The organism is Kocuria sp. LUK (genome assembly GCF_021012935.1).
GTDB lineage: Bacteria > Actinomycetota > Actinomycetes > Actinomycetales > Micrococcaceae > Kocuria > Kocuria flava.
In genome coordinates this window covers 35,131-60,578 of the sequence record NZ_JAJMZI010000003.1, presented here as the reverse complement: position 1 = coordinate 60,578, position 25,448 = coordinate 35,131, and the positions used below count along the sequence as shown (strand labels likewise).

Below are 25,448 nucleotides of genomic sequence, written 5' to 3'. Positions count from 1 at the left end.
GGGCCGCCGCACTCCCGTACGAGACTGTAGTGCATGCCGATTCCGCGCCCCCAACCGGGGGCGCGCGCGTGGTGGTGCCGGTTTCTTGATTGACTGGACCCATGAGTCCTGCCGACCAGCCCGAGAACCGGGCGTTCGCGCCGGCCGACGCCGGCTTCCTCGTCTCGATCGCCACCCTGGCCCTGCTCGCCACGGCGCTCGAGGCGGTGGTCGACGGCACGGTGCTCACGCTGACCGGCGAGATCCCGTGGGTCTACCCCCTGGCCTGGCAGGTCCTGGCGTGGCTGGGACTGGGCGCCGCGTGGGTGCTCGTGCACCGCGGGCTGGTCGCGTGGCTGCGCCACCGGGCGGCGGACCCCACGACGCCGGAGGACGGCGCCGAGCTCGCCCTGCCCGACCCGCGGGCGACGAGCACGGCGACCACGGCGCTGGTGCTGTTCGTCGCGGCCGTGCTGCTGGGCGTGATCCTGCCGGTCTTCCTGGTCGGGCAGTGGCGGGTGCCGCCCGTGCAGCTCTACCTCGACCTCTACACCGCCTACGGGGCCGGGGCGTGGCTGGCGATGGTCGGCTTCGCCGCCTACCACGTGGGCCGCTGCCTGCTCTTCGCGCTCGTGCTCACGTGCGTGCAGCGGGCCGCGGAGCTGCGGTGGCCCTCCCGCACCGTCCGCCGCGCGCCGGTCGGCGGGCTCGTGCTGGGCGTGCTGCTGGCCCTGTCGGGCCTGCTGCTGGGCGGGGTGGCCTCGGCGGCGACGGCACTGGTGTGCTGCACGCTGCTGGGGGCCGTCCACAACCTCACGGGCCGCTCGCTGCGCTGGACCGCGCCGGCGACCGTGGCCGTGCTCCTCTTCGTCTGAGCGGGCCGCCCCGGCGGGGCGCCGCGGTCTCTCGGCGGTGCACCCTCCCGTGCGGGCCCCGCTCAGGGCCGGTCCGGGCCCCGTCCGGATCACCGCCTCCCCCGCACCACCGTCCCGGCCCGCACCCGCGCCGGCCCGCGGCGCTCCGGCCGGGGCGGCCCCCGGCCCCGCCCCCGTTCCCGCCGCGGAGACGCCGTGTCCACGGTTCGTGACACGGCGGGGTGTTGCACCTCACAAATTTGTCCTAACATAGCTACATGCCTGTTGAGACGCACGTCACCTCCACGACGTCGTCCCGAGCCGACATCCCGTCGGCGTGAAGCGCGCCGAGCCGCCCCGGGCGGCCGCGCACGAACGAAGGAGCTCCCGATGGCCACCACGTCATCAGCCCACGGGGAAGCCGCCGCGCTTCCGCCCCTGACGCCCGGCCCGTACCGCAAGCGCCTGGGTCTCATCTCGATCGTCGCCTGCTTCGGCGGCCTGCTCTTCGGCTACGACACCGGCGTCATCAACGGTGCGCTGCGGCCCATGACGGAAGAGCTGGGCCTCACCCCCTTCACCGAGGGCGTGGTCACCAGCTCGCTGGTCTTCGCCGCGGCCGTCGGCGCCCTGAGCGGTGGGCGCATCTCCGACGCGTGGGGCCGGCGCCGGACGATCCTCCTGCTCGCCGTCCTGTTCTTCGTGGGGACGATGATCGTCGTCCTCACCCCCAACTACGAGGTCCTCGTGGCGGGCCGCGTCTGCCTGGGCCTCGCCGTGGGCGGCGCCTCGGCGGTGGTGCCCGTCTTCCTCGCCGAGCTGGCGCCCTACGAGATCCGCGGCTCGATCGCCGGGCGCAACGAGGTGGCGATCGTGATCGGCCAGCTCTCCGCGTTCGTGATCAACGCGATCATCGGCAACGTCTTCATCGACCACCCCAGCGTGTGGCGGTACATGTTCGCGATCTCCGCGCTGCCGGCCGTGGCGCTGTTCGTCGGGATGCTGCGCATGCCCGAGTCCCCGCGCTGGCTCGTGGAGAAGGGCCGCCACGAGGAGGCCCTCGAGGTGCTCAGGTCGGTCCGCTCGGAGGAGCGGGCGGTCGCCGAGCTCGGCGAGGTCGAGCACGTCGCCGAGGAGGAGAGCGCCGAGAACCGGATCGGGCTGGGTGCCGTCCTGCGCAACAAGTGGCTGATCCGCATCATGCTCGTCGGCATCGGCCTGGGCATCGCCCAGCAGCTGACCGGCATCAACTCCATCATGTACTACGGCCAGATCGTGCTCATCGAGTCGGGCTTCAGCGCCAGCGCCGCGCTGATCGCCAACATCGCCCCCGGCGTGATCGCCGTGGTCGGCGGCTTCATCGCCCTGGCGATGATGGACCGGCTGGACCGGCGCAAGACGTTCGTCATCGGCTTCAGCCTCACGACCACCTGCCACCTGCTGATCGGCATCGCCTCCGTGGTCCTCGAGGAGGGCAACCCGCTGCGGCCCTTCGTGATCCTCGCCCTCGTGGTCGCGTTCGTCGGGTCGATGCAGACCTTCCTCAACGTCGCCGTGTGGGTCTACCTCTCCGAGGTCTTCCCGCTGCACATGCGCGGGTTCGGGATCGGGGTCTCCATCTTCGCGCTGTGGGTCGCCAACGGCGTGCTCTCGCTGTACTTCCCGTCCCTGGTCGACGCCGTGGGCATCACCGGCACGTTCTTCCTCTTCGCCGGCGTCGGCGTCCTGGCCCTGATCTTCGTGGCCACGCAGGTCCCGGAGACCCGCGGGCGCACGCTCGAGGCCCTCGAGGAGGACGTCTCCACCGGAGCGATCTACCAGGTCAAGGCCCGCTCCTGATCCTCGCCGGCGGCCGGCGCGGCCCCGGCCGGGGCGCTCCTCCCGGAGCACCCCGGCCGGGGCCGCGCCGTGACCGGGATGCTCCGCGGCCGCGCTGCGCCGCACCGGGGCCGCGCCCGCACCGGGGCGCCCCCGTGCTGCGGTGCTCCCGCGACGGGGCGCGGGAGCAGGTCGGACGGGCCGCGTCCGCGGGCCGGCCCCGGTCAGCCGACCTTGGTCAGCGGGGCGTAGCGCAGCAGCAGCCGCTTCTCCTCGGCCCCGAAGCGCACCTTCGCCACGGTCTTGTCCCCGGCGCCCTCCACGGAGACCACGGTGCCCTTCCCGAAGGTGGTGTGCTCGACCGTGTCCCCCACCGCCAGGGAGGGGATCTCCTTGTTGGGCTGGACCCGCCCGGCGGCGCTGCCCCGGGGCGGGGCCATCCGCTCGAACGCCGCGTTCGCGGACGCGGCGGCCCCCCAGTAGGACCCGCGCATCGGGTCGCGGCGCTGGCCGCCGTGGACCGCCGAGCCCCACGACGGCGCGGCCGCGGCGCCCTCGCGCTTCCAGTCCACGAGCCCGGCGGGGATCTCGTCGAGGAACGGGCTGGCCGGGTTGTACTGCGACTGGCCCCACATCGAGCGGAACTCGGAGCGGGTGAGGTAGAGCCGCTCGCGGGCGCGGGTCAGGCCCACGTAGGCGAGCCGCCGCTCCTCCTCCATCTCCTTCTCGTCGGTGAGGGAGCGCTGGTGCGGGAACAGCCCGTGCTCCAGGCCGGTGAGGAAGACCACCGGGAACTCGAGGCCCTTGGCCGTGTGCAGGGTCATCAGGGTCACGACCCCCTGTGCGCGGGCCTCGGCGACCTCGGCCGCGATCTGCTCGGCACTGGGCCCGCCCTCGGTCCCCGGCGCCGGCGGCCTGCTGGGGATCTGGTCGGCGTCGGCCACGAGGGAGACGTGCTCGAGGAACTCGGCGAGCCCGGCGTCCGGGTTGTCCCGCTCGAACTCCCGGACCACCGCGACGAGCTCGGCGAGGTTCTCCACCCGGGACTCGTCCTGGGGGTCGGAGGACCCGCGCAGCGCAGCCAGGTAGCCGGACTGCTCGAGGACGGCCTCGAGGACGGTCGCCGCGCCCGAGCTCTCGGCCACGGTCGCGAGGTCGTCCATGAGCTGGGCGAAGGAGCGCACCGCGTTCAGCGAGCGCGTGGCCAGTCCGGGGGCCTCGTCGGCGCGGCGCAGGGCGGCCATGAAGGAGATCCGCTCCCGGTCCGCGAGGGCCACGACCGCCCCCTCGGCGCGGTCGCCGATCCCGCGCTTGGGCTCGTTGACGATGCGGCGGACGTTGACGTCGTCGTCGGGGTTGACGACCGCGCGCAGGTAGGACAGGGCGTCCTTGATCTCCTTGCGCTCGTAGAAGCGGGTGCCGCCCACGACCTTGTAGGGCAGGCCCACGCGCATGAGGATCTCCTCGAGCGAGCGCGACTGGGCGTTGGTGCGGTAGAACACGGCGACGTCGCCGGGCCGGTAGCCGTCCTCGTCCTGGAGCCGGTCGATCTCCTCGGCGATGAAGCGGGCCTCCTCGTGCTCGTTCTCGGCGGCGTAGCCGACGATCTTCTCCCCGTCCCCGGAGGCGGTCCACAGCCGCTTCTCGCGGCGGCCCTTGTTCTGGGCGATGACGGCGTTGGCTGCCGTGAGGATGTTCTGGGTCGAGCGATAGTTCTGCTCGAGCAGGATGGTGCGCGCCTCGGGGTAGTCCTGCTCGAAGTCGACGATGTTGCGGATGTCCGCGCCGCGGAACGCGTAGATCGACTGGTCGGAGTCGCCCACCACCGTCAGCTCGGCGGGGGGCACCGCGGCGGGCCCGCCCTGCCCCTCGGGGGCGGCGGTGCCCACGAGCTCGCGCACCAGGGCGTACTGGGCGTGGTTGGTGTCCTGGTACTCGTCGATGAGCACGTGCCGGTACTTGCGCCGGTAGTACTCGGCGACCTGCGGGAAGGCCCGGAACATGTGCACGGTCTGGCTGATGAGGTCGTCGAAGTCCATCGCGTTGGCCGCGCGCAGCCGCTCGGTGTAGCCGCGGTAGACCTGGGCGACGGCGCTCTCGAACGGGTCCGTCTCCGAGGTGCGGGCCAGGAACGTCTCGTCGTCGACCAGCTCGTTCTTCAGCGCGGAGATGCGGTGCTGGATGCTCTTGGGCGCGAAGCGCTTCGGGTCGAGGTCGTGCTGGCGGGCCACGAGCGTGATCAGCCGCAGCGAGTCGGCGGCGTCATAGATGGAGAACGTCGACTTCAGGCCCACGCTCGCCGCCTCGCGCCGGAGCACGCGCACGCAGAAGGAGTGGAAGGTGGAGATCGACATCGACCGCGCCGAGTCCCCCACGAGCTCGACGACGCGCTCGCGCATCTCCGCCGCGGCCTTGTTCGTGAACGTGATCGCGAGGATCTGCCCCTGGTGGGCCCGGCCGGTGGCCAGGAGGTGGGCGATCCGGTGGGTCAGCACGCGGGTCTTGCCGGAGCCGGCGCCCGCGACGATCAGCAGGGGCCCGCCGGCGTGCTCCACGGCCGCCCGCTGGGGCTCGTTGAGCCCCTCCACGAGCGCCTCCGGGGCGGCGGCGGGCCGCGGGCCGGCCGGAGGGGCCGGGGGCGCGGAGGGCAGGAGGGGATTGTCGAAGAGGTAGTCCATCGTGCCCGACAGTCTACCGAGGGTCGGGGACACCTCCGCGGGCCGGCGGCTCAGACGAAGTGCAGCTCCAGGCGGTGCCGGCCGTTGTCGTCCTCGACCCACAGCTCCGAGTCGGCGACCGTGACCCGCCGGGGCCGGCAGAGCTCGACGTCGTCGTCGTCGAGACCCGGGGTCCGGTCCGGGCCGCCGTAGACGGTCTCGAGCTCGCGGAAGGCGGGGTCGAGGTGACGGATGGCGTGGTTGCCGGTGTCGGCGACGACGATCGAGCCGTCGTAGAGGATCTGCAGGTCCTCGGGGTGGTCCAGCTGGGCCGTCTCGGCGGGGCCGTCGGCGAAGCCCGCACCGCGCCGGCCGACGACCGTGCACACCTGCGGGGCGCCGTCGGGCTTGTCGGTGTCGATCTCGACGCACCGCAGGGACGAGGACCCCCGGTCGATCAGCCACAGGGTCCCGTTGCCGTCCTCGGTGATGGACACCGGGGTGTCGAACTTGGCCTGCGCCGCCTTGCCGTCCCGCCGCCCGGGCTCCCCCGTGCCGGCGAACTCGTAGAGCACGTCGGTGTACGGGTCCCACCGGAACAGCCGGTGCAGCGTGGGCACCGCGACGATCACGGCCGAGAGCTTGTGCGACCACACCATGTCCGCCATGGGTTCGCCGCCGAGGACGGAGCAGTCCACGCTCCGCCGGACCGTCTCGTGGTCCTTCTCGAACAGCGTGAGCACGTTGCCCTCGGTCAGCCGCATCAGCAGGCCGTCCGGGAGTCCGATGGACAGTTCCATGACGGGCACCTCCGTGTCGTCCTCGGCGGGACCCGGCCGCCCTCGGCCGGACCGCCCCGGCCGGTGCGCCGACCGTACCGGGTGGCCCCAGCCTACCCCCGGGCCGGCCGGCACGGCCCGAGCCCACAGGCCCGGTCCGGGCCGCGCCGCCGTCCGGGGGCGGCCCGGGGCGCACCGCCCGTCCGGTGCGGCCGGACCGGGTGCCGCAGCCGGACCGGGTGCCGCGGCCGGGACGGGGCCGATAATGGCCGCATGGGACTGACGAGAGCGCAGAAGGCCAGGAAGCACGGGGACGCGGCGGGCCGGGCCCCCGGCGGCGGGCGGGCGAGGGAGCAGGTCCCCGCCCGCCCGGCCCCGCCCCGGTCCAGCCCCGGCTTGGTGGTGGGCGCGACCATGGCCGTGGCCGCGGCGCTGTGGCTGTGGGTCCACGCCTGGATCCTGCCGGGGTTCGCGGCGGCCGCCGCCGGCGGCACGCCCCTGGCCGAGTGGACCCTGGGCGGGTTCGACCGGGAGCACGCCCGGGCCCTGGCCGCGTCCCTCGGCGAGGAGGGCCGCGCCGCCTACGAGAGCATCCACCGCAGCTCCGGGCTGCTCGCCCCGCTGTTCGTGGGCCTCGCGTGGCTGCTGTTCGTGGCCCTCAACACGGCGTCCCGTGCCCGGCGCTGGACCCGGTCGGCGGTCGTGCTGGCCTTCGCGGGCGTCTCCCTGGCCGGCAACTCGGCGATCGACGCCGCGCTCGCGGACCCCGGGGACGGCGCCGCGGTGACCACGGCCTCCCTGCTCGTTCTCGCACGGTGGGTGCTGCTCGTGCTGCTGCTCGCCGTGACGGCCCTGACCGCCGCCGAGGGGCTGCGCCGCCGCGCGTCGGCCCGCGTCGCGGGCGGGGACCGCGCCGGGGACGCGCCCCTGTCCGGTCCCCGGGGCCAGGAGCCGGGGGCCCGGACCGGCCGCTGAGCGCGCGGGTCGCCGAGCGCACGGACGCCCCGGACCGTGGCGGTCCGGGGCGTCCGTGCGCGGTGGTGCCCTCGATTGGATTCGAACCAACGACACCGGCTTTAGGAGAGCCGTGCTCTATCCCCTGAGCTACGAGGGCGACCCGATCAGTCTAGGGTCTCGCCCCGGGGCCCGCGAACCGCCGCCACTAGGATCGGTCGCATGCCCGTCTACATCGACCCGCCGCTGTGGCCCGCCCACGGCACCCGGTTCTCGCACCTGGTCTCGGACACCTCCTACGACGAGCTGCACGCGTTCGCCTCCCGCCTGGGCGTGCCGGGGCGCGCCTTCGACCGGGACCACTACGACGTGCGGGCGGGCCTCTACGACGACGCCGTCGCGGCCGGGGCCGTTCCCGTCACCGGCCGGGAGCTGACGCGGGTGCTGCTGCGCAGCGGGTTGCGGGTGCCGGCCCGCTCCCGGCCGGAGAAGCTGGAGCGCACGCTGCGCCGCCGCTGGGACGCCCGCTTCCCCGGGCACGCGGACCTCGGCGCGGAGCTGCTGGCACGCTGGGGCGAGCCGCACCGGCGCTACCACGGCCCCGCCCACCTGCTCGCGGTGCTCGAGGCCCTCGAGCGGCTCGTCCCGGAGGCCTCCCCCCTGCCCGCCCCCTGGACGGAGGACGCCCTCGTGCTGGCGGCCTGGTTCCACGACGCCGTCCACCGCGGGCGGGCCGGGGCGGACGAGCGCGAGTCCGCGGAGCTGGCCCGGGCGCGCCTGACGGCCGCACGCTTCCCCGACGCGGTGGTGGCCGAGGCCCGGCGGCTGGTCCTGCTGACGGACGGGCACCGGGCGCAGCCCGGGGACACGGCGGGGGCGCTGCTGCTCGACGCCGACCTGGCGGTGCTCGGCGGCAGCCCGCAGGAGTATGCGGCCTATGCGGCGGCGGTGCGCGAGGAGTACGCCCACGTGCCGGCGGCGGACTTCGCCGCGGGCCGGCTCCGGGTGCTGGAGGGCCTGCTCGCCGGCGGGCCGCTGTACCGCACCGCGGCGGCGCGACGGCGCTGGGCCGCCGCGGCGGCCCGCAACCTGGCCGCCGAGACCGCCCGGCTGCGCGGCGCCCCGGAGCCGGCGCCCGGGGGCGGGTTCCCCGAGGGGGCCGCGGTGCTCGTGATCACGGCCGTGTGCTTCCTCGACGACGACGGCGCCCTGCTGACGGTGCGCAAGCGCGGCACGGACCGCTTCATGCTGGTGGGCGGCAAGCTCGAGCCCGGCGAGACCCCGGTGCAGGCGGCGGTGCGCGAGGCCCACGAGGAGGTCGGCCTGCGGGTGCGCCCGGAGGAGCTGGTGCCGCTGGGCGAGTTCGCGGCCCCGGCGGCCAACGAGGCCGCGACGTGGGTGCGCTGCACCGTCTTCACGGCGGCCCTGGGGCAGCGCCCGCGCCCGCTCGCGGAGATCGCGGAGCTGCGGCGGCTGCCGCTCGGGGCGGCGCTGCCGGAGGACCTGGCGCCGCTGCTGGCGGAGCACGTGGTGCCGGCCCTGCGCCGGCGTGCCGCGCCGGGCGGTGCCGCGCCCGCCCACGGCTGAGCGCCGGGCTGCGCGCGACCGCGCCGGGTCAGCTGCGCGGGCGGTGCTCCGGGGACGCCGCCCGGTCCTGGGCGCCGCGGCCGTGGCGCGCACGGTGCAGGAGGATTCCGGCGACGAGGCCGAGGACGATCCCGACGCCGCCGAGCACGGAGACCCACATGGCGGCGTGGCCCACGAACGCGGCCACGACGAGCCCGGCCACGATCCCGGGCGCGGCGCCGGCCATCATCCCCCACGCCATGTAGGCGTACTCGCGGTCGAGGCTGGTGCGGGCGCTGCGCTGGTAGTCGGTGGGCATGGCCCCATTCTACGGGGCCCCCGCCGGCCGCCTCCCGGCTGCCGGCCCGGCCGCGCGGGGACGGCCCGCTCCCCCGCTGCGGAGGAGATCGGGCAGCGGCCGGGACGACGACGTGCGCGGTCCCGGGCCTCTCGGCCGGGACCGCGCACGTCGTGCTCGCGGGGTGATCCGGGTCAGCGCACCCGGACGAACACGGGGCCGGAGCCGACGTTGACGCTGTCGATGACGGTCGTCCCGCCGTTCCAGCCGCCGTGCACCGCCTTGCCGCCGCCGATGTAGACCGCGATGTGGGCCGCGCCCATGCCGCCGTCGGCGTAGTAGACGAGGTCGCCCGGCTGGGCCTGGCCGGCGGAGACCTGGGTGCCGAGGCTCAGGTAGGAGGCCGGCCAGCCGTGGTGGTTGATCCCGGCGGCGCGCAGGGCGTTGGTGACCAGGGCGGTGCAGTCCTGGCCGACGCCGAGCTGGCCGCGGGCGGCGGAGGCGATCGTCGCGCCCTTGCCGGAGGAGCTCGACTGGGTGGTCACGGTGCGCTCGGCGGCGGGCGCCGGGGCGGCCTGGCGGACGGGCTCGGCCGCCGGCTTCGGGGCGGGGGCGGCCACCGGCTGCGGCGCGGCGGCCGGCTTCGGGGCGGGCGCCGGCTTCGGGGCGGGCTTCGGCGCGGCCACCGGCTGCGGGGCGGGGGCCGGCTGGGGGGCGGCCACGGGCACGGCGACCGGGGCGGGCGCCGGGGCCGCGACGGCCGCCGGGGCGGCGGGCCGCGCGGCGGGCGCCTGGGGCTCCGCCTTCTTCGTCCCGGCCTTCTCGGTCTTCTTCGGCTCGGCCTTCTTCGCGGTCTTCGCCTCGGTCACGTGGGCGACCGGCTCGAGCGAGACCGTGGTGCCCGGCGCGGGGGTCGCGGCGGCGACGGCGGAGAGCGGGGCCTCGGCGCCGGAGTCCTGAGCGGGGGCGGCCTGCACGGAGACCGTCGTGGCCAGGGCCAGACCGGAGAACGCGGCGGCGGCGGCCACGGTGCGGGCCCTGCCGGAGAAGAAGGAGGTGGTGCCGGGGGCGGAGTGCGCGGAGCGGGACATGATCGGTGCGGGAGCTTTCTGCCGGGGGTGGGCCCGCACCGGCCGGGCGCACGGCAGGGCACCCCGCGGATGCGGCGCGGGGTGCTGCGGCGTGGCGCGGGCGGCGGTCCGGGATCGCGGAGGCCGCCCGTGGCGGGCGAGCGGAGGAGGGGTGTCCGGGAGAGCGGACGGGTGGACCGGAGGAGGGGGCACGGTCCGGGGTCCGCCGGGGCGGACGGGCGCCGCCCGGGACGGTCAGGACCGTCCCGGGCGGCGGGCCGGGTCAGCCGACGCGGTAGTACCCGTCGACCGGCATGGCGTCGACGGAGTGGATCTGGGTGCCCTGGGTCGGGTTGAGGGCGGAGATCATCTTGCCGCCGCCGATGTAGATGCCGACGTGGGCGCCGCCGTTCTGGGAGACCAGGTCACCGGGCTGCGGGGAGGCGACCGGGGTGGAGGCGGCGAACTGCGACCAGGTGGTGCGGGGCAGGTCGACACCCTGCTGGGCGAAGACCCACTGGGTGAAGCCGGAGCAGTCCCAGGCGCCGAAGGCGGTGCCGCCGTAGACGTAGCCGGAGCCGAGGCCCTGCATCGCGGTGCCCACGATGCCGCCGGAGGAGGCGGTGGAGGCGATCTCGACGGTGTCGTTCGACTGCACGGCCAGGCCGGCGGACGGCGCGGCGGGGGCCGGGGCGGCGGCGGGAGCCGGAGCCGGGGTCGCGGCGGGGGCCTCGTAGGTGTAGGAGGTCTGCGCGGCCAGCGACGAGGAGGCCGGGGTGGCGTAGACGGCACCGGCGCCGGTCGAGGCGGCGGGCACCTCGGCGTAGGCCTGGGCCGGGGCCACGGAGCCCAGGACGGCCGCGCCGGCGGCGGCGGCGATGGTGGTGTTGCGCACGGCGTGCGACGCGGTGGCGGCACGGTGGCGGGCAGAGTTCTGCTTGAAGAAAGCCATGGGTGTGTGTTCCTCCCTTTGCCTACGAGGTGAGCTGTCGGGTTCGGGTGGGAGACACCCGGTCGCGGGGCGCGGATGCCCCTGCGGCTTAACCCCAAGGACCCGGACGGACCGGGACCGGAAAGTGGTTCCCCCGCTTCTGCCAAGCAGTTTCTGTGTTTCGGACCCCGGGCACCGGCAGAATTCGGCGATGTGCTCCGTGGGGCGCCGATCCGACCAGTGATCGGCACGCGTTGAACAGTACATGACCTATTACGGAAGTGTCACGTTTTGATCACGACGGATCACGGATTGGCAACCTCGGGCGTCCGGATCGGGGCGCTCCGTGCCGCCTGAGCGTCTCGACCGGCTGGACGTCCGTCCGGTGCAGTGCGGGTCCGCGGCGCGGAATCCCGGGCCCGACCTGCGGCTGCGCGCTGCCGCGGGCGGCCGGGGCGTGATCCGGACGATGGTCGCTTGTGAGAGTCCGCACACCGTGCCGTCGGAGCCCTCCCGGAACCCGGTCGAGGACCTGCCGGTCGGGGCGCGGACGGGGCCGCCGGGCGGAGCGGACGGCCGGGCAGTTCAGGCGGTGACGCGGATGGCCTGGGCGGTGCGGGGGTCCAGCTCGGCGGCGCGGCCGGTGGCCGGCACCTCGACGAGGACGCGGCCGGACTCCTCGCGGGCCGTCACGCGCGCCCCGGTGAGCAGGCCCGTGTCGCTGAGCAGCCGCAGCAGCTCGGCGTCCGCCTGCACGACCTCCGGCAGCAGCGCCACCGTGTGCGGGGCCCCGGGATCCTGGCGGGCGGCGTCGAGCAGCGTCCGCTCGGGCCCGGGAGCCGGGGCGTCCTCGATCCCCAGCCCCGCGAGCCCGGGGATCGGCGTGCCGTAGGGGGAGAACCGCGGGCCCTCCAGCAGATCCACGATGCGGCGCTCGACCTGCTCGCTCATCACGTGCTCCCACCGGCAGGCTTCGTCGTGCACCTGCGCCAGGTCGAGGCCGATGACGTCGGCCAGCAGCCGCTCGGCGAGCCGGTGCTTGCGCATCACCTGCACGGCGCGCTCGCGGCCGGGGCCGGTGAGCATGAGGGAGCGGTCGGGGGAGACCGTGAGCAGGCCGTCGCGCTCCATCCGGGCGACCGTCTGGGAGACCGTGGGGCCGGAGTGGCCGAGGCGCTCCACGATGCGCGCGCGCATCGGGCGGATCCCCTCCTCCTCGAGCTCGAGGACGGTCCGCAGGTACATCTCGGTCGTGTCGATCAGGTCGCTCATGGGGTGGTTGTCCTTCCGCCGGCCGGCCGCACCGGGGATCCTGCCCGGGCCGGTTGTCCAGCACGAGCTTAGTCTCCGCGGCCGCGGCTCCCCTCCCGGCCCCGGCCCCGGGGGCTCACGACCGGGGCCGGGAGGCGTGACCGGTGGGGCAGAATGGTCCGGTGACCCCGGCCCGCCGGCCCTCCCGCCGGCCGGAGCCGGCACGCCGTCCCCGCCGCACGCACCCGAGGGAGTCCTCCTTGCCCGCCACCGTCACGATCCCCCAGCACCTGCTCCCGGCCGACGGGCGGTTCGGGGCCGGTCCCTCGAAGGTCCGCCCGGAGCAGGTCGAGGCCGTCCGGCGGGCCGGCGAGCGCCTGCTGGGCACCTCGCACCGCCAGGCCCCCGTGCGGGCGCTGGTCGGCTCCGTGCGGGAGGGACTGGCGCAGTTCCTGCGCCTGCCGGAGGGCTACGAGGTGCTCCTGGGCCTGGGCGGGGCGACCGCGTTCTGGGACGCGGCCGCGTTCGGGCTCGTGGAGCGCAGGGCCCAGCACCTGGTGTTCGGGGAGTTCGGGGCGAAGTTCGCCCAGGCCACCGACCGGGCACCGTTCCTGGCGGGCTCGACCGTCCTGGAGGCGGCACCGGGCACCCGCTCCCGGCCCCGCGCCGAGGAGGGCGTGGACGTCCACGCGTGGCCGCAGAACGAGACCTCCACGGGCGTGGCCGCCCCGGTGGTGCGCCCCGAGGGGGCGGCCGAGGACGCCCTGGTGCTCGTGGACGCGACCTCGGCCGCGGGCGGCACGGCCGTGGACCTGGCCGAGACGGACGTCTACTACTTCTCCCCGCAGAAGAACCTCGGCTCCGACGGCGGGCTGTGGCTGGGGACCTTCTCCCCCGCCGCGGTCGAGCGGATCGAGCGGATCGACGCCTCGGACCGGTGGATCCCGGACTTCCTGCGCCTGGGCACCGCCCTGGAGAACTCGCGCAAGGACCAGACCTACAACACCCCGGCCCTGGCGACCCTGGTGATGCTCGACGAGCAGCTGCGCTGGCTCAACGACCGCGGGGGGATGGACTGGGCGGCGGCGCGCACCGCGGAGTCCTCCGGCCGGGTCTACGCCTGGGCGGAGGACTCGGCCTTCGCGACGCCGTTCGTGGCGCGCCCGGAGGAGCGCTCCACGGTCGTGACGACCGTGGACCTCGACGCGTCCGTGGACGCCGCGGCCGTGGCCGCCGTGCTGCGCGCCCACGGGGTGGTCGACGTCGACCCCTACCGCAAGCTCGGGCGCAACCAGCTGCGGATCGCGACGTTCGTGGCGATCGAGCCGGACGACGTCTCGGCGCTGCTGGCGTGCGTCGACCACGTGGTCGGGCAGCTCCGCGCCGGTTCCTAGGCCGTCGCGCCCGGCCCGGCGGCCGTGCGGCCGGACCGCAGCCGGAGCAGGAAGATCAGGCCCACGGCCGCGCCGCCGGCCCCGGCGGCCACGGCCGCGCCCATCCCCCACCGCGGGCCCAGGGCGTCGGTCAGCCACCCGACCAGCGGGGCCCCGAGCGGGGTGCCGCCCATGAAGATCGCCATGTAGAGGCTCATCACGCGCCCGCGCATCACCGGTGACGTCGTCGACTGGACGTAGGCGTTGGCGGTGGTCATGATCGTCAGCGACGCCAGCCCGCACGGCACCAGCCACAGCGCGAACAGGGGCAGGGTCGGGGCCGTCGCGGCGCCCAGGCAGGCGAGCCCGAAGGCTGCGCTGCCGCCGAAGACGTAGCGCAGCCGCGCCCGCCGGCGCCGCGCCGACAGGAGCGCCCCCGCGACCGTCCCGAGGGCCAGCACCGAGTTGAGCGCCCCGAACACCTCGGAGCCGCGGCCGAACTCCGGTCCGGCCATGGCCGCGAGGAAGACGGCGAAGTTCATCCCGAAGGTGCCGAGGAGGAAGACCGCCACGAGCACGGCCACGATGTCGGGGCGCCCGGCCACGTAGGCCAGGCCCTCCCGGATCTGGCCCCGGCCCCGGCCGCTGCGGGGCATGGGGCGCAGCTCCTTGCCGCGGATGACCAGGATCGCGGCGAGCATCGCCCCGAAGGTCACGGTGTTGAGCAGGAACACCCAGCCGGTGCCCACGGCGGCCACGAGCACGCCGGCCACGGCCGGGCCGATCAGCCGCGCCGAGTTGAACGACGTCGAGTTCAGCGCGACCGCGTTGGAGAGGTGCTCGTCGTCCACCAGCTCGGAGACGAAGGTCTGCCGGACGGGGGCGTCGACGGTCGTCGCGACGCCGAGGGCGAGCGCGAAGACGTAGACGAGCTCGAGGGTCACCGCGCCCGAGAGCACGAGCGCCCCGAGGGCGGCCGCGAGCGCGGCCATGGCCGTCTGCGTGCACAGCAGCAGCCGCCGGCGGTCGAGCCGGTCGGCGAGCACGCCGGCCCACGGGGCCAGGAGCAGCTGCGGGAGGAACTGCAGGGCGGTGACCACGCCGATGGCCGAGGCGTCGTGGTCGGTCAGCCCGTCGAAGACGAGCCAGGACTGGGCGGTGCGCTGCATCCACGTGCCGATGTTGGACACGAGGGCGCCGAGGAACCACGTCCGGTAGTTGCGGAAGCGGAAGGAGCGGAAGACCCCGCCCGCCGGCTCGCGGGCGGGTCCGCCGGCGGGGGCCGGCGCGGTCAGGACGGCTCGCCGGCGGGCGGGTGCTCGTCCGCGCCGGCGGGGCCCTGCGGGGCGGACGGCGCCCCGGCGTCGGGCTCGTCCGTGGCCGAGGCGGCGGCGGTCTCCGCCGCGGGGTCGGCGGCCGGGCCCGCCGGGGGCTCCGCCGTGGTGTCGTCGGGCTCGTCCCCGGTGTCGTCCTCCTGCGCCGCCCGCGCCTTCTCCTCGGGGCTGACCCGCTCGGACCAGGGGACCCACTCGGGGGCCAGGAGCGCGTCCCGGCCCGGGAGCAGGCCGAGCTCGCAGACCGTCACCGTGCGGCTGCGCGGGGCGCGGGCGAGGGTCGCGTACCAGTTCCAGCCGCGGTAGCCCGGCAGGGTGCACTCGAACAGGTGCGTCACGAGGCGGTCCTCCTCGACGCGCACGCCGTGGCCCTCCCCGACCTGGTCGTCGTCGGCGATCCCCGCCACGGCCTCGCGGGCGGTCGTGCGCGCCTCGACGAGCAGCGGGTCCGGGCGCGGGGCCCGGCGGCGCCGGGCCGGCCGGGCCGCCGGGGCGTCCGCGGTCGCCGGGGCGTCCGCGGTCGCCGGAGCGTCCGCGGTGGCGCCGGAGCGGTGCGGGGCGCTCGTGCCGGCTGCGCCCTCCGCCGCGGAGGCGTCCTCCGGCACGGGGGCTCCGGGGGTCTCCGGGGCGGCGGGCTCGGCAGCCGCCGGCGCACCGGTCTCCGGGTCGTCCGGACCCTCCGGAGCGGGGGGCTCGGCGGCCGGCGGCGCACCGGCCCCGGGGGCCGCCCCGGCGCGGTCGGCGCCCGCCGGGGCGGTCTCCCCGGCGGGGGCGCCCCCCGGTCGGGTCTGCCCGGCGGGGGCGTCCCCGACGGCGTCCTCCGGTGCGGCGCTGTGCTGCTCGGTCTCCTGGCTCACGGCTTCTCTCCCTGGGGGTGGGCGGACGGTCTCGGCGGGGTGCGGCTCAGACGTCCAGGTTGTCGGCCACGGTGCGCAGGATCGTGGCGATCTTGCGGCCGTGGGCGGAGTCCGGGTAGCGGCCGCGGCGCAGGCCGTTGGACATCCCGTCCAGCAGCTTGATGAGGTCCTCGGTGATGACGGCCATCTCCTCGGCGGGCTTGCGCACGTTGCGGGCCACCGACGGCGTGCGCTCCAGCAGGCGCACGGACAGCGCCTGCGCGCCCCGCCGGCCCTGGGCCACGCCGAACTCCATCCGGGTGCCCGGCTTCACCGTGCTCACCCCGGCCGGCAGCGCGGAGGAGGGCAGGAAGACCTCCTGGCCGTCGTCGGTCGCCAGGAAGCCGAAGCCCTTGTTGGAATCGAACCACTTGACCTTGCCGGTGGGCACGCTGTCTCCTCGTTCTCGTCGCGCTCTCGCGCCGTCGCGGGAAGGGTGGCCCGGCGGTTCCGCCGCACCACCCGTGGAACCTCTCATCCTAGCCCGCCGGGCCCGCCGCGGTGCGCCCGCGCTCCCGGCGGCCGCGGACCGTGCCGGGGACCGCCGGGAGCCGGTCGGGCGGCGCCCCCGGTATCCTGGAGGGCATGCCTGCTCCCGAGGACCGCCCCGCGACCACCGCCCGCCCCGACGTCCTCGCCCTGGGCGCGGTCGCGCTCGGGCTGGTCTGCGCACTGTGCCTGGCGCTGCTGCTGGTGCTCGAGGCCGCCGGCGCCGACCCCTGGGACGGGCTGACCGTCATCCCCTGGTTCGCGTTCCCGGTGGCGTTCCTGCTCCTGTGCGCCTCCCTGGTGCGCGCGCTGCGCCACCGCCGCCGCGCCTGAGGCCGGTCCCGGGCGGGCACACCGGCGCCGCCCGCGGCCCGTTCAGCGGGTTTTCAGCCTGCTCGGAGAAAATGGGGGCGTGAAGAACGAGACCCCCGAAGCGAAACTGCTCGTCGTCGACGACGAGCCCAACATCCTGGAGCTGCTGGCCACGTCCCTGCGCTTCGCCGGCTTCGAGGTGGTCACCGCCGCCAACGGCCGTGACGCCCTCGCGAAGGCGGAGACGGAGCACCCGGACCTCGCGGTGCTCGACGTCATGCTCCCCGACCTGGACGGCTTCACCGTCACCCGCCGGCTGCGCGCCGCGGGGCGGCACTTCCCCGTGCTGTTCCTCACCGCCAAGGACGAGACCGAGGACAAGGTCACCGGCCTGACGGTCGGCGGCGACGACTACGTCACGAAGCCGTTCAGCCTCGACGAGGTCGTGGCCCGCATCCGCGCCGTCCTGCGCCGCACCCAGCCGGCCGAGGAGGACGACTCGCGCCTGCGCGTGGACGACCTCGTCCTCGACGACGACGCCCACGAGGTCTTCCGCGGCGACCGCGAGATCGACCTGTCCCCCACCGAGTTCAAGCTCCTGCGCTACCTGATGCTCAACCCCAACCGGGTGCTGTCCAAGGCGCAGATCCTCGACCACGTGTGGGAGTACGACTTCAACGGCGACGCCTCGATCGTGGAGTCCTACATCTCCTACCTGCGCCGCAAGATCGACAACGACCCGGAGCTGCCGCCGCTGATCCACACCAAGCGCGGCGTGGGCTACCTGCTGCGCTCCGCCCAGCGGAACCACTGATCCGGGCGCGCGTGGAGGGCCTCTCCGCCCGGTGGCGCTCGGCGTCGCTGCGCTCGCAGCTGATGGTCCTCACGGGCCTGCTGCTGGCGCTGTCGGTGCTGGTCACCAGCTTCGTGGCGATCTCGGTGCTGCGCACCACCCTGGTGGACACCATCGACCGCGAGCTCGAGGGCTCCATCAGCTCCGTGTCCACGGTGCTGATCGCCGGGCTGCAGGGCGAGCCGGTCGGCCAGGTGCCCCACGCCGGGTACCTGCTCGACGCCGACGGCGGGCTGCTGCTGGCCGCCGAGACCACCGGCGACGGCGAGATCGACCACCGCCCGGACCTCTCGGGCGTGGACCTCGACTACGTCCAGGAGCACCCCTTCGAGCCGACGACCGTCGGTTCGGTGGACGCCCCGGAGCGGACCTGGCGGGTGCTCGTGGCCAAGCCGCGGGAGCTCGACGTGGTCGTGGCCGTCGCCGAGCCCCTCGGCCCCACCAACACGCTGATCAGCGCCGTCACCCTGCTCACCCTCAGCTTCGGCACCGCGACGCTGTTCGCGGCCCTGGCCGTGGGCTGGGTGCTCGTCACCCGGGCGTTCGCGCCGCTGCGGCAGGTCGAGCAGACCGCGGCGCGCATCGCCGAGGGCGACCTCTCCCAGCGCGTGGAGGGCCACCACCCCCAGACGGAGATCGGCCAGCTCTCGGCCTCCCTCAACGCGATGCTCGGCCACATCGAGGACGCCTTCGACGCCCGCACCCGCTCGGAGGCCAAGCTGCGCCGCTTCGTGGCCGACGCCTCCCACGAGCTGCGCACCCCGCTGGTGACGATCCGCGGCTACTCGGAGCTCTACCGGCACGGCGCCCTGCAGGACCCGGAGGCCGTGGGCGGCGCGATGTCGAGGATCGAGTCGGAGGCCAAGCGGATGACCCAGCTCGTCGAGGACCTGCTGATGCTCGCCCGCCTCGACGAGCGGCGCCCCGGTGAGAACACCGACGTGGACCTGCTGCACCTGGCCTTCGACGCCGCCGGGGACGCCCGCGCCTCGGCACCGCAGCGGCCCGTGGCGGTCGTGGGCCTCGAGGGGCCGGCCCCGTCCTCGGCGTGGGTGCACGGGGACGAGTCGCGGCTGCGCCAGGTCGTGGCCAACCTCGTCACCAACGCCCTGCGCTACACCCCCGAGGGCAGCCCCGTGGAGCTCGCGGTCGGCACGGAGCCGTCGGTGGACGGCACCTCGTCGGCGGTGCTGCAGGTGCGCGACCACGGCCCGGGCATCCACGGCGCGGACGCCGAGCGGGTGTTCGAGCGCTTCTACCGCGCCGACTCCTCCCGCACCCGCGAGACCGGCGGCACCGGCCTGGGGCTGTCGATCGTCGCCGCGATCGTCCAGCAGCACGACGGCACCGTGCGCCTGGGCGAGACCCCCGGCGGCGGGGCGACCATGACGGTGCGGATCCCGGCGGTCGAGCCCGCCGACGACGCCCCGGAGATCTGAGCCGGCCCGGTCAGGACTCCCAGGTCGCCTGGGCGAAGCGCAGCTGCCAGGGCCCGAGCTCGGTGCGCGAGTCCTCCCGCACCCACAGCGACCCGCGCAGGCTCGTGCGGTCCCCGGCGGTGAGCCGGTGGACGACGTGCACGGCCGCCGGGCCCAGCTCGACGGCCGAGAGCACGTGGGCGTCCACCGGGCCCGGACCCGGCTCCCGGGCGGCCCGGTCGAGGACCTGCGCCCGGGAGCACCAGTCGCCGGAGGCCCCGATCTCGGTGAACTCCTCGTGCAGCAGCGCCCCCAGCCGGCCGGGGTCCGCGCGCACGTCGCGGCGCAGCAGCTCCCGCTCCAGCTCCTGCACGGTGTCCACCGCGCTGCGGCCCCGGGCCAGCTCCGCCTCGTGGGCGGCCAGCTCGGCCAGCAGGTCGGGGTCGTGGCGCTCGTCGTCGTCGGCCCCCGGTGCGGCCCCCGATGGAGCTGGGGCGGACGCCGGGGCGGCCGGTTCAGGGGCGGCGGCCACGGGTGCGGCCCCGGCGAAGCCGGGGCCCTCGGGGGCCGGCCGGCCGGCTTGGAAGGCCGTGGCCACCGCGCGGGCGCGCTGGTCGGCGGCCTCGTTGAGCGCGTGCCCGGCGTGGCCCTTGACCCACTCGAAGCGCACGTCCCGGCCCTGCATCGCGGCGTCGAGGGCCTTCATGAGCTCCACGTTGAGGACCGGCTTGCCGTCCTTCTTGGTCCAGCCCTTCTTCTTCCAGCCGGGCATCCACTTCGTGATCGAGTTGATGACGTACTGGCTGTCGCACAGCACCCGCAGCGGTTCGTCCGCGCGGTGTGCTGTGGACTCCAGCAGGTCGAGGACGGCCTTGAGCTCGCCCATGTTGTTCGTCCCGTGGGGCCAGCCGCCCGCGCGCCAGGTGTTCTCGTCGATGTACCAGGCCCAGCCCGCGGGCCCGGGGTTGCCCAGGGCGGAGCCGTCGGCGGCAGCAGTGATGGTCATGGCCCCCATCCTTCCACGGGGCCCGGACCCGGCAGGACGGGGCCTCACCAGGCGTCGTCCTGGTCCACGTGCTCCTGCGCGACGTGGCGGACGCCGGGGACCCGGGAGAGCTGCTCGGCGGCCGTGCCGAGGTCCGTGCGGCCCTCGAGGCGCAGCAGGACCTCGACCTCGGGGTCCTCGGGGCCGCCGGTGCTGCGGGTCGAGACCACGGACGCGGTGAGCTCCATCTCCCGGACCGCCTCCAGCACGTCGCGCAGCACCCCGCGCCCGTCCTCGTAGCGCAGCCGCAGCGCCCGGGGCCCGAGCAGGCGCGGCAGCCGCCGGGACAGCGGGGTCAGCAGGAGCGCCGAGGCGAGGTGCAGGGCGGTCGCGGCGGCCGCGAGGGGGACCAGCCCGGCGCCGCAGGCCATCCCCACGGCGGCCGAGAGCCACACGCTCGCGGCGGTGGTCAGGCCGTGGACGACGTCCCGGTTGGTGAAGATCACCCCCGCGCCCAGGAAGCCGATGCCCGTGACGACCTGCGCGGCCACGCGGGAGGGGTCGGGCCCGGCGTCGATCCCGGGCAGGGGCGCGAAGCCGTAGGCGGAGACCAGGGTGAACACGGCCGAGCCGGTGCCGACCAGGGCGTGGGTGCGCAGCCCGGCGCTCTTGCGCCGCAGCCGCCGCTCGAGGCCGATGAGCGCCGTGAGCCCGAAGGCCGCGGCCACGAGGGTGATCTGCAGCGGGACCGGGCCCCAGTCGACGGCGTCCACGGCACCTCCTCCGGCGGGTGGTCCCTCGATTGAACACCACGGCGGGCGCCCGCGGAACGCCCGGTGCGGGCGGGGACGACGACGGGCCGGGCGCCCCCTCGCGAGAAGGGGGTGCCCGGCCCGTGCCGGTGGCGCCTCAGGCGCCCGACGGGGATCCGTCGATCACATCATGCCGCCCATGCCGCCCATGGCGTCCTCGCCGCCGGCGCCGGCGCCCGCGGGCTCCGGCTTGTCGGCGACGACGGCCTCGGTGGTCAGGAACAGCCCGGCGATGGACGCCGCGTTCTGCAGGGCGGAGCGGGTGACCTTGACCGGGTCGGCGACGCCGGCGGCCATGAGGTCCTCGTACTCGCCCGTGGCGGCGTTGAGGCCGTGGCCCTGGTCGAGCCCGCGGACCTTGTCGACCACGACGCCGGCCTCGAGGCCCGCGTTGAGGGCGATCTGCTTCAGCGGGGCGTCGATGGCGACCTTGACGATGTTGGCGCCGGTGGCCTCGTCGCCGGTGAGCTGCAGCTTCTCGAAGGCCTTCTGGCCGGCCTGGATCAGGGCCACGCCGCCGCCGGCGACGATGCCCTCCTCGACGGCCGCCTTCGCGTTGCGCACGGCGTCCTCGATGCGGTGCTTGCGCTCCTTGAGCTCGACCTCGGTCGCGGCACCGGCCTTGAGCACGGCCACGCCGCCGGCCAGCTTGGCCAGGCGCTCCTGCAGCTTCTCGCGGTCGTAGTCCGAGTCGGAGTTGGCGATCTCGGCGCGGATCTGGGCCACGCGGCCCTCGATCTCCTCGGCGGTGCCGGCGCCGTCGACGATGGTGGTCTCGTCCTTGGTCACGACGACCTTGCGGGCCTGGCCGAGCAGGTCGAGGGTGGCGGTCTCGAGGGAGAGGCCGACCTCCTCGGTGATGACCTGGCCGCCGGTGAGGATCGCGATGTCGGCCAGCTGGGCCTTGCGGCGGTCGCCGAAGCCCGGGGCCTTGACGGCCACGGACTTGATGGAGCCGCGCATCTTGTTGAGCACCAGCAGGGCCAGGGCCTCGCCCTCGACGTCCTCGGCGATGATCAGCAGCGGCTTGCCGGCCTGCATGACCTTCTCCAGGACGGGGACCAGGTCCTTGACGGCGGAGATCTTGGAGTTGACGACGAGGACGTAGGGGTCCTCGAGGACGGCCTCCTGGCGGTCCGCGTCGGTGACGAAGTAGCCGGAGAGGTAGCCCTTGTCGAAGCGCATGCCCTCGGTCAGCTCGAGGTCCAGCCCGAAGGTGTTGGACTCCTCGACCGTGATCACGCCCTCCTTGCCGACCTTCTCCATCGCCTGGGCGATGAGGCGGCCGATCTCGGCGTCGCCGGCGGAGATGGACGCGGTGGCGGCGATCTGGTCCTCGGTCTCGACCTCCTTGGCGGAGGTGAGCAGCTCCTCGGTGACGGCCTCGACGGCCTTCTCGATCCCGCGCTTGAGGCTCAGGGGGTCGGCGCCCGCGGCGACGTTGCGCAGGCCCTCCTTGACGAGCGCCTGGGCCAGGACGGTCGCGGTGGTGGTGCCGTCACCGGCGACGTCGTCGGTCTTCTTGGCGACCTCCTTGACGAGCTCGGCGCCGATCTTCTCGTAGGGGTCCTCGAGCTCGATCTCCTTGGCGATGGACACGCCGTCGTTGGTGATCGTCGGGGCGCCCCAGGCCTTCTCGAGCACGACGTTGCGGCCGCGCGGGCCGAGGGTGACCTTGACGGCGTCGGCGAGGGTGTTCAGGCCGCGCTCGAGACCGCGGCGGGCCTCTTCGTCGAAAGCAATCATCTTTGCCATGGAACTTCGTCCCTCCTGGACGGTAGACAAACGGTCGGCCTCCACGGTGCCCGCGACGGACGGCGCGCACGGCACCGGTCTCTTCCCGGGGCCGCACGACACCTCACCGTGGTGGCTGAGTTCCCACTCGCGCGCCCGTGACGCCGGGGCCGGCCCGGGGACCGGGTCCGCTGGCAGTCCACGCGACTGAGTGCTAATCGCAATCTTGGCACTCGTCCGGGGAGAGTGCAAACCCCATTGAGCCCTCCGGGCTCAGGTGTCGCCCGGGGCCGGCGACGACGCCGCGCCGGCCCCGCCCGGCCCCTGCCACTCCTCCCGGAGGACCCCGAAGAAGAGCCGGTCGTGGAACTGCCCGGCGACCTTGCGGGCCCGGCGGAAGCGGGCCTCCTCGGTGAGGCCGAGCTTGCGCGCGACCCGGCACATGCCCTCGTTGCCGGTCCACGTCTCGAGGTCGAGCCGGTGGGAGTCCGAGCGGGCGAAGAGGTGGTCGATCCACAGCCGCAGGGCCTCGGTGCCCCAGCCGCCGCGCCAGTGCTCCGGGGAGTAGATCGTGATCCCCAGCGAGCGCAGCGGCAGCAGGTGGGTGCCGGTGCCGGGGTCCTCGGTGGGCTTCTCGGTCCAGTACCAGGAGACCTGCCCGATGAACCGGTCGTCGCGGGCGTCGGCGACGACCATGGTCTCGCGCGGGTCCGGCCAGTCGGCCTGCTCGACGTGCCCGCGCAGCACCGTCAGCCAGCGCTGCGCGGACTCGGCGGTGAAGTTGGGGTAGAAGGGCCCGTCGGTGCGCTGCCACGCGTGCTCGCCGCCGTCCTCCGGGGGCACGATCCAGGCCTCGTAGGCGGCCAGGTCCGCCTCGGTCCAGTCCCGCAGGCGCACTCTCTCGCCGTCGATCCGCACAGGTCGGTCCTCTCGTGGGGCGGGTGGGCTGCTGCGGCCCGGGGTCAGGGCGCGGCCGGCCCCGTGGCGGCGGGACGGGGCGCGGCGGGCCCGGCGGCACCGAGACCGGGCCCGGCCGCCCACGCGCCGACCCCGAGGGTCAGGACCCCGGCGAGCACGATCGCGGTGAGCTCCCCGGCCCCGACCCGGACGGCGGCCGGCTCGGCGCGGTGCGCGCCCTGGCGCGGACCGCCCTCGGGGACGTCGTCGAACTCGTCGCGGGCGGGCACGCTCATCCGGCGTCCCCCCGCTGCCGGCGCAGCCGCGCCACCAGCATGGGGTCGTGGGCGAGCGCGGCCCGGCTGTCGAGCAGCACGTTGAGCCGCTGGTAGTAGCGGGTCGGCGAGAGGTTCAGCCGGCGCCGGATCTCCATCTCCTTGGCGCCCTGGTACTTCCACTGCAGGTTCTCCAGGGCGAGGATCTGCCGGTCGAGCTCGTCCAGGCCCTCCGGCCCGCCGGCGTCCTGCTCCCCGTCCGTGCGCCCGTCCGCGGCGGGGTGCTCCGGGGCGGGGTGCTCCTCCGGGGCGGGGTGCTCCTCCGCGGCGGCGTGGCCCTCCGCGCCGGGAGGCTCCCCCGGGCCGGCGTGCTCCTGCGGGTCCGGGGCCTCCCCCGGACCCGCGGGCCCTGGCCGCTGCCCGCTCACCGCTGCTCGGACCGGGGGCGGACCGAGACCGTGGTCAGCTGCGCGTCCTCGCCGGCGTCCACGACGGCGCGCACCGCGGCGGCCACCGACTCCGGGCGCAGGTAGCGCTCGGGCTCGTAGGGGTTGCCGAGCCCGGCCTGGATCTCCTGCTGCATCTGCGTGTCCACGGGGCCGGGGTGCACGGAGGAGACGCGCACCCCGTCGGCGGCGACCTCCTGGCGCAGGGAGTCGGCCAGGGCGCGCAGGGCGTGCTTGGAGGCGGCGTAGACGGCGTCGCCGGCGCGGGCGGTGAGCCCGGAGCCCGAGTTGACGAACACGACCGTCCCGCGCGCCGCCCGCAGGCCCGGCAGCAGCTGCCGGGTGAGCTCGGCGGGGGCGACGACGTTGAGCTCGAGCTGCTCCCGCCACTGCGCGGGGGTCGCGGCCTCGACGGTCGTGCGCCCCGCGACGGCCGCCGAGTGGACGAGCACGTCGACGCGGTCCAGCCCGGCCAGCGCCTGCGGCAGGGCCTCGAGGTCGGTCAGCTCCACGGCGCGGGCGCGCACGTGCGGCAGGGCCGCCAGCTCGGCCAGCAGCTGCGGGTCGCGGCCGAGGGCCACGACGTCGTGGTCGCGGGCGAGGTCGGCCGCGCACGCGCGGCCGATGCCGCGGGTGGCTCCGGTGACCACCGCGACGGGACGGGGATCGGGTGCGCTCATGGTCCCACTCTAACCAGTGCCCTCCGCCCGGGCCCGCGCCGGGCGGGGCCTAGAGTGGTGCCCGTCCGCACGCCGAGCCTGAGGAGGACCCGTGGGCGAGCCGCAGCCGCTGGAGCAGATCATGGCCGAGGACTGGGCCGAGGCCCTCGCCCCGGTCGAGCCCGCGATCCGGCGGATGGGCCGGTTCCTGCGGGAGGAGCACGCCGCCGGGCACCGCACCCTGCCCGAGGGCCCCGCCGTGCTGCGGGCCTTCCAGGAGCCGCTGGCCGGTGTCCGGGTCCTCGTGGTGGGCCAGGACCCCTACCCCACCCCGGGCCACGCGATGGGGCTGTCCTTCTCCGTGCAGCCGCACGTGCGGCCGCTGCCGAAGTCCCTGCGCAACATCTACCGGGAGCTGCACGACGACGTGGGGGTCGTCCCGCCCGAGCACGGGGACCTCTCCGCCTGGTCCCGCCAGGGCGTGATGCTGCTCAACCGGGTGCTCACCGTGCGGGCCGGGGCCCCGGCCTCCCACCGGGGCAAGGGCTGGGAGGAGGTCACCGAGCGGGCCGTGAAGGTGCTCGCGGAGCGCGGGGGTCCGCTCGTGGCCGTGCTGTGGGGCAACGACGCCCGGTCGACCGGCACGTGGCTCGGGGACTGCCCGCGGATCGAGTCCGCCCACCCCTCGCCGCTGTCCGCCTCGCGGGGGTTCTTCGGCTCGCGGCCCTTCTCCCGTGCCAACGCGCTGCTGCAGGAGCAGGGGGCGGAGCCGGTGGACTGGCGGCTGTGAGCCGCGCGGCTGGCTAGG

25 protein-coding genes, 1 tRNA gene, 1 pseudogene and 1 riboswitch are annotated in these 25,448 nt (G+C 75.4%); of the genes and pseudogenes, 10 read left to right on the top strand and 17 right to left on the bottom strand.

Going from position 1 to position 25,448, the window contains the following annotated elements:
- Nucleotides 1-101: 101 nt before the first annotated feature.
- Entirely contained in the window at nucleotides 102-854 is a 753-nt protein-coding gene (locus tag LQU92_RS05920; protein ID WP_058858200.1) for a hypothetical protein, read from the top strand.
- Nucleotides 855-1,223: 369 nt separating this feature from the next.
- The gene (locus LQU92_RS05915; protein WP_230778852.1) at nucleotides 1,224-2,672 is read left to right on the top strand and encodes a sugar porter family MFS transporter; all 1,449 of its coding nucleotides are present in this window, start codon (nucleotides 1,224-1,226) and stop codon (nucleotides 2,670-2,672) included.
- Nucleotides 2,673-2,875: 203 nt separating this feature from the next.
- On the opposite strand, the gene pcrA is transcribed toward LQU92_RS05915, so the two are convergent.
- Nucleotides 2,876-5,329: a DNA helicase PcrA gene (pcrA, locus tag LQU92_RS05910; RefSeq protein WP_230778849.1), complete on the bottom strand. Its 2,454-nt coding sequence runs from the start codon at nucleotides 5,327-5,329 to the stop codon at nucleotides 2,876-2,878.
- A 50-nt stretch (nucleotides 5,330-5,379) separates the two neighbouring features.
- Nucleotides 5,380-6,108, bottom strand: coding sequence for an integrase (locus LQU92_RS05905; protein WP_230778846.1), 729 nt, complete (start codon nucleotides 6,106-6,108; stop codon nucleotides 5,380-5,382).
- 252 nt (nucleotides 6,109-6,360) lie between these two features.
- Here LQU92_RS05905 and LQU92_RS05900 point away from each other — a divergent pair, with 252 nt between their 5' ends.
- On the top strand, nucleotides 6,361-7,062 hold the full coding sequence (locus LQU92_RS05900) for a hypothetical protein (RefSeq protein ID WP_230778842.1): 702 nt from the start codon (nucleotides 6,361-6,363) through the stop codon (nucleotides 7,060-7,062).
- Nucleotides 7,063-7,125: 63 nt separating this feature from the next.
- Here the strand turns inward: LQU92_RS05900 and LQU92_RS05895 are convergent.
- A tRNA-Arg gene (locus LQU92_RS05895) sits at nucleotides 7,126-7,201 on the bottom strand.
- Between the two features lie 62 nt (nucleotides 7,202-7,263).
- Here LQU92_RS05895 and LQU92_RS05890 point away from each other — a divergent pair.
- Nucleotides 7,264-8,148 (top strand): annotated as a pseudogene (locus LQU92_RS05890) (DUF4031 domain-containing protein); the annotation flags it as partial.
- Nucleotides 8,149-8,205: 57 nt separating this feature from the next.
- Complete coding sequence (locus tag LQU92_RS05885; protein WP_101852877.1) at nucleotides 8,206-8,628, top strand: NUDIX domain-containing protein; 423 nt, start codon at nucleotides 8,206-8,208, stop codon at nucleotides 8,626-8,628.
- Between the two features lie 28 nt (nucleotides 8,629-8,656).
- On the opposite strand, the gene LQU92_RS05880 is transcribed toward LQU92_RS05885, so the two are convergent.
- The 4 genes from LQU92_RS05880 to LQU92_RS05865 all read right to left on the bottom strand — a co-directional run bounded on the left by LQU92_RS05880 (nucleotide 8,657) and on the right by LQU92_RS05865 (nucleotide 12,178).
- Nucleotides 8,657-8,926 carry a hypothetical protein gene (locus LQU92_RS05880; RefSeq protein ID WP_101852878.1) on the bottom strand — a complete coding sequence of 90 codons (270 nt, stop codon included), beginning with the start codon at nucleotides 8,924-8,926 and terminating at the stop codon, nucleotides 8,657-8,659.
- Between the two features lie 173 nt (nucleotides 8,927-9,099).
- The gene (locus tag LQU92_RS05875; protein WP_230778839.1) at nucleotides 9,100-9,996 is read right to left on the bottom strand and encodes a C40 family peptidase; all 897 of its coding nucleotides are present in this window, start codon (nucleotides 9,994-9,996) and stop codon (nucleotides 9,100-9,102) included.
- A gap of 262 nt (nucleotides 9,997-10,258) precedes the next feature.
- Complete coding sequence (locus LQU92_RS05870) at nucleotides 10,259-10,927, bottom strand: C40 family peptidase (protein ID WP_101852880.1); 669 nt, start codon at nucleotides 10,925-10,927, stop codon at nucleotides 10,259-10,261.
- Nucleotides 10,928-10,934: 7 nt separating this feature from the next.
- A riboswitch (cyclic di-AMP (ydaO/yuaA leader) is annotated at nucleotides 10,935-11,127 on the bottom strand.
- Nucleotides 11,128-11,491: 364 nt separating this feature from the next.
- The gene (locus LQU92_RS05865; protein ID WP_101852881.1) at nucleotides 11,492-12,178 is read right to left on the bottom strand and encodes a metal-dependent transcriptional regulator; all 687 of its coding nucleotides are present in this window, start codon (nucleotides 12,176-12,178) and stop codon (nucleotides 11,492-11,494) included.
- Nucleotides 12,179-12,417: 239 nt separating this feature from the next.
- Here LQU92_RS05865 and serC point away from each other — a divergent pair, with 239 nt between their 5' ends.
- A complete protein-coding gene (gene serC, locus LQU92_RS05860; protein WP_101852882.1) occupies nucleotides 12,418-13,551 on the top strand; it encodes a phosphoserine transaminase in 1,134 nt (377 codons plus the stop codon).
- Here serC and LQU92_RS05855 read toward each other — a convergent pair.
- The 3 genes from LQU92_RS05855 to LQU92_RS05845 are packed head-to-tail and all read right to left on the bottom strand — an operon-like array spanning nucleotide 13,548 to nucleotide 16,151.
- Nucleotides 13,548-14,825, bottom strand: coding sequence for an MFS transporter (locus LQU92_RS05855; RefSeq protein WP_255667228.1), 1,278 nt, complete (start codon nucleotides 14,823-14,825; stop codon nucleotides 13,548-13,550). The two genes, serC and LQU92_RS05855, sit on opposite strands and share 4 nt — an antisense overlap.
- Nucleotides 14,822-15,721, bottom strand: a complete 900-nt coding sequence (locus LQU92_RS15235) for a DUF3027 domain-containing protein (RefSeq protein ID WP_230778835.1) — start codon at nucleotides 15,719-15,721, stop codon at nucleotides 14,822-14,824. Before LQU92_RS15235 ends, LQU92_RS05855 begins: the two co-directional genes overlap by 4 nt.
- A 46-nt stretch (nucleotides 15,722-15,767) precedes the next feature.
- Entirely contained in the window at nucleotides 15,768-16,151 is a 384-nt protein-coding gene (locus tag LQU92_RS05845; protein WP_058858189.1) for a cold-shock protein, read from the bottom strand.
- A 194-nt stretch (nucleotides 16,152-16,345) separates the two neighbouring features.
- Between LQU92_RS05845 and LQU92_RS05840 the strand changes: the two genes are divergently transcribed.
- The 3 genes from LQU92_RS05840 (at nucleotide 16,346) to LQU92_RS05830 (ending at nucleotide 18,853) form a co-directional block, all read left to right on the top strand.
- The gene (locus LQU92_RS05840; protein WP_230778833.1) at nucleotides 16,346-16,582 is read left to right on the top strand and encodes a hypothetical protein; all 237 of its coding nucleotides are present in this window, start codon (nucleotides 16,346-16,348) and stop codon (nucleotides 16,580-16,582) included.
- 79 nt (nucleotides 16,583-16,661) lie between these two features.
- Nucleotides 16,662-17,375, top strand: a complete 714-nt coding sequence (locus LQU92_RS05835) for a response regulator transcription factor (protein WP_058858187.1) — start codon at nucleotides 16,662-16,664, stop codon at nucleotides 17,373-17,375.
- A gap of 11 nt (nucleotides 17,376-17,386) precedes the next feature.
- The gene (locus LQU92_RS05830; protein ID WP_180814732.1) at nucleotides 17,387-18,853 is read left to right on the top strand and encodes a HAMP domain-containing sensor histidine kinase; all 1,467 of its coding nucleotides are present in this window, start codon (nucleotides 17,387-17,389) and stop codon (nucleotides 18,851-18,853) included.
- A 10-nt stretch (nucleotides 18,854-18,863) separates the two neighbouring features.
- Here LQU92_RS05830 and LQU92_RS05825 read toward each other — a convergent pair whose 3' ends face one another.
- The 7 genes from LQU92_RS05825 to LQU92_RS05795 all read right to left on the bottom strand — a co-directional run bounded on the left by LQU92_RS05825 (nucleotide 18,864) and on the right by LQU92_RS05795 (nucleotide 24,661).
- Complete coding sequence (locus LQU92_RS05825; protein WP_230778831.1) at nucleotides 18,864-19,838, bottom strand: RNase H family protein; 975 nt, start codon at nucleotides 19,836-19,838, stop codon at nucleotides 18,864-18,866.
- Nucleotides 19,839-19,882: 44 nt separating this feature from the next.
- Nucleotides 19,883-20,590, bottom strand: coding sequence for an MgtC/SapB family protein (locus tag LQU92_RS05820; RefSeq protein ID WP_230778829.1), 708 nt, complete (start codon nucleotides 20,588-20,590; stop codon nucleotides 19,883-19,885).
- Between the two features lie 162 nt (nucleotides 20,591-20,752).
- The gene (groL, locus tag LQU92_RS05815) at nucleotides 20,753-22,384 is read right to left on the bottom strand and encodes a chaperonin GroEL (protein ID WP_101852886.1); all 1,632 of its coding nucleotides are present in this window, start codon (nucleotides 22,382-22,384) and stop codon (nucleotides 20,753-20,755) included.
- 252 nt (nucleotides 22,385-22,636) lie between these two features.
- Nucleotides 22,637-23,281, bottom strand: coding sequence for a GNAT family N-acetyltransferase (locus LQU92_RS05810; protein WP_230778826.1), 645 nt, complete (start codon nucleotides 23,279-23,281; stop codon nucleotides 22,637-22,639).
- Between the two features lie 44 nt (nucleotides 23,282-23,325).
- Nucleotides 23,326-23,556, bottom strand: a complete 231-nt coding sequence (locus LQU92_RS05805) for a hypothetical protein (RefSeq protein ID WP_230779673.1) — start codon at nucleotides 23,554-23,556, stop codon at nucleotides 23,326-23,328.
- Nucleotides 23,553-23,963: a DUF3263 domain-containing protein gene (locus LQU92_RS15230; protein ID WP_308071586.1), complete on the bottom strand. Its 411-nt coding sequence runs from the start codon at nucleotides 23,961-23,963 to the stop codon at nucleotides 23,553-23,555. Before LQU92_RS15230 ends, LQU92_RS05805 begins: the two co-directional genes overlap by 4 nt.
- Complete coding sequence (locus LQU92_RS05795; RefSeq protein ID WP_230778824.1) at nucleotides 23,960-24,661, bottom strand: SDR family oxidoreductase; 702 nt, start codon at nucleotides 24,659-24,661, stop codon at nucleotides 23,960-23,962. Before LQU92_RS05795 ends, LQU92_RS15230 begins: the two co-directional genes overlap by 4 nt.
- Nucleotides 24,662-24,752: 91 nt before the next feature.
- Here LQU92_RS05795 and LQU92_RS05790 point away from each other — a divergent pair, with 91 nt between their 5' ends.
- Nucleotides 24,753-25,430, top strand: a complete 678-nt coding sequence (locus tag LQU92_RS05790; RefSeq protein WP_230778821.1) for a uracil-DNA glycosylase — start codon at nucleotides 24,753-24,755, stop codon at nucleotides 25,428-25,430.
- The last annotated feature ends 18 nt before the right edge of the window (nucleotides 25,431-25,448 follow it).

Coding starts and splice junctions, on each gene's coding strand:
- LQU92_RS05920 (WP_058858200.1), top strand. CDS start 102: ATGAGTCCTGCCGACCAGCCCGAGAACCGGGCGTTCGCGCCGGCCGAC.
- LQU92_RS05915 (WP_230778852.1), top strand. CDS start 1,224: ATGGCCACCACGTCATCAGCCCACGGGGAAGCCGCCGCGCTTCCGCCC.
- pcrA (WP_230778849.1), bottom strand. CDS start 5,329: ATGGACTACCTCTTCGACAATCCCCTCCTGCCCTCCGCGCCCCCGGCC.
- LQU92_RS05905 (WP_230778846.1), bottom strand. CDS start 6,108: ATGGAACTGTCCATCGGACTCCCGGACGGCCTGCTGATGCGGCTGACC.
- LQU92_RS05900 (WP_230778842.1), top strand. CDS start 6,361: ATGGGACTGACGAGAGCGCAGAAGGCCAGGAAGCACGGGGACGCGGCG.
- LQU92_RS05880 (WP_101852878.1), bottom strand. CDS start 8,926: ATGCCCACCGACTACCAGCGCAGCGCCCGCACCAGCCTCGACCGCGAG.
- LQU92_RS05875 (WP_230778839.1), bottom strand. CDS start 9,996: ATGTCCCGCTCCGCGCACTCCGCCCCCGGCACCACCTCCTTCTTCTCC.
- LQU92_RS05870 (WP_101852880.1), bottom strand. CDS start 10,927: ATGGCTTTCTTCAAGCAGAACTCTGCCCGCCACCGTGCCGCCACCGCG.
- LQU92_RS05865 (WP_101852881.1), bottom strand. CDS start 12,178: ATGAGCGACCTGATCGACACGACCGAGATGTACCTGCGGACCGTCCTC.
- LQU92_RS05840 (WP_230778833.1), top strand. CDS start 16,346: ATGCCTGCTCCCGAGGACCGCCCCGCGACCACCGCCCGCCCCGACGTC.
- LQU92_RS05825 (WP_230778831.1), bottom strand. CDS start 19,838: ATGACCATCACTGCTGCCGCCGACGGCTCCGCCCTGGGCAACCCCGGG.
- groL (WP_101852886.1), bottom strand. CDS start 22,384: ATGGCAAAGATGATTGCTTTCGACGAAGAGGCCCGCCGCGGTCTCGAG.
- LQU92_RS05805 (WP_230779673.1), bottom strand. CDS start 23,556: ATGAGCGTGCCCGCCCGCGACGAGTTCGACGACGTCCCCGAGGGCGGT.
- LQU92_RS05795 (WP_230778824.1), bottom strand. CDS start 24,661: ATGAGCGCACCCGATCCCCGTCCCGTCGCGGTGGTCACCGGAGCCACC.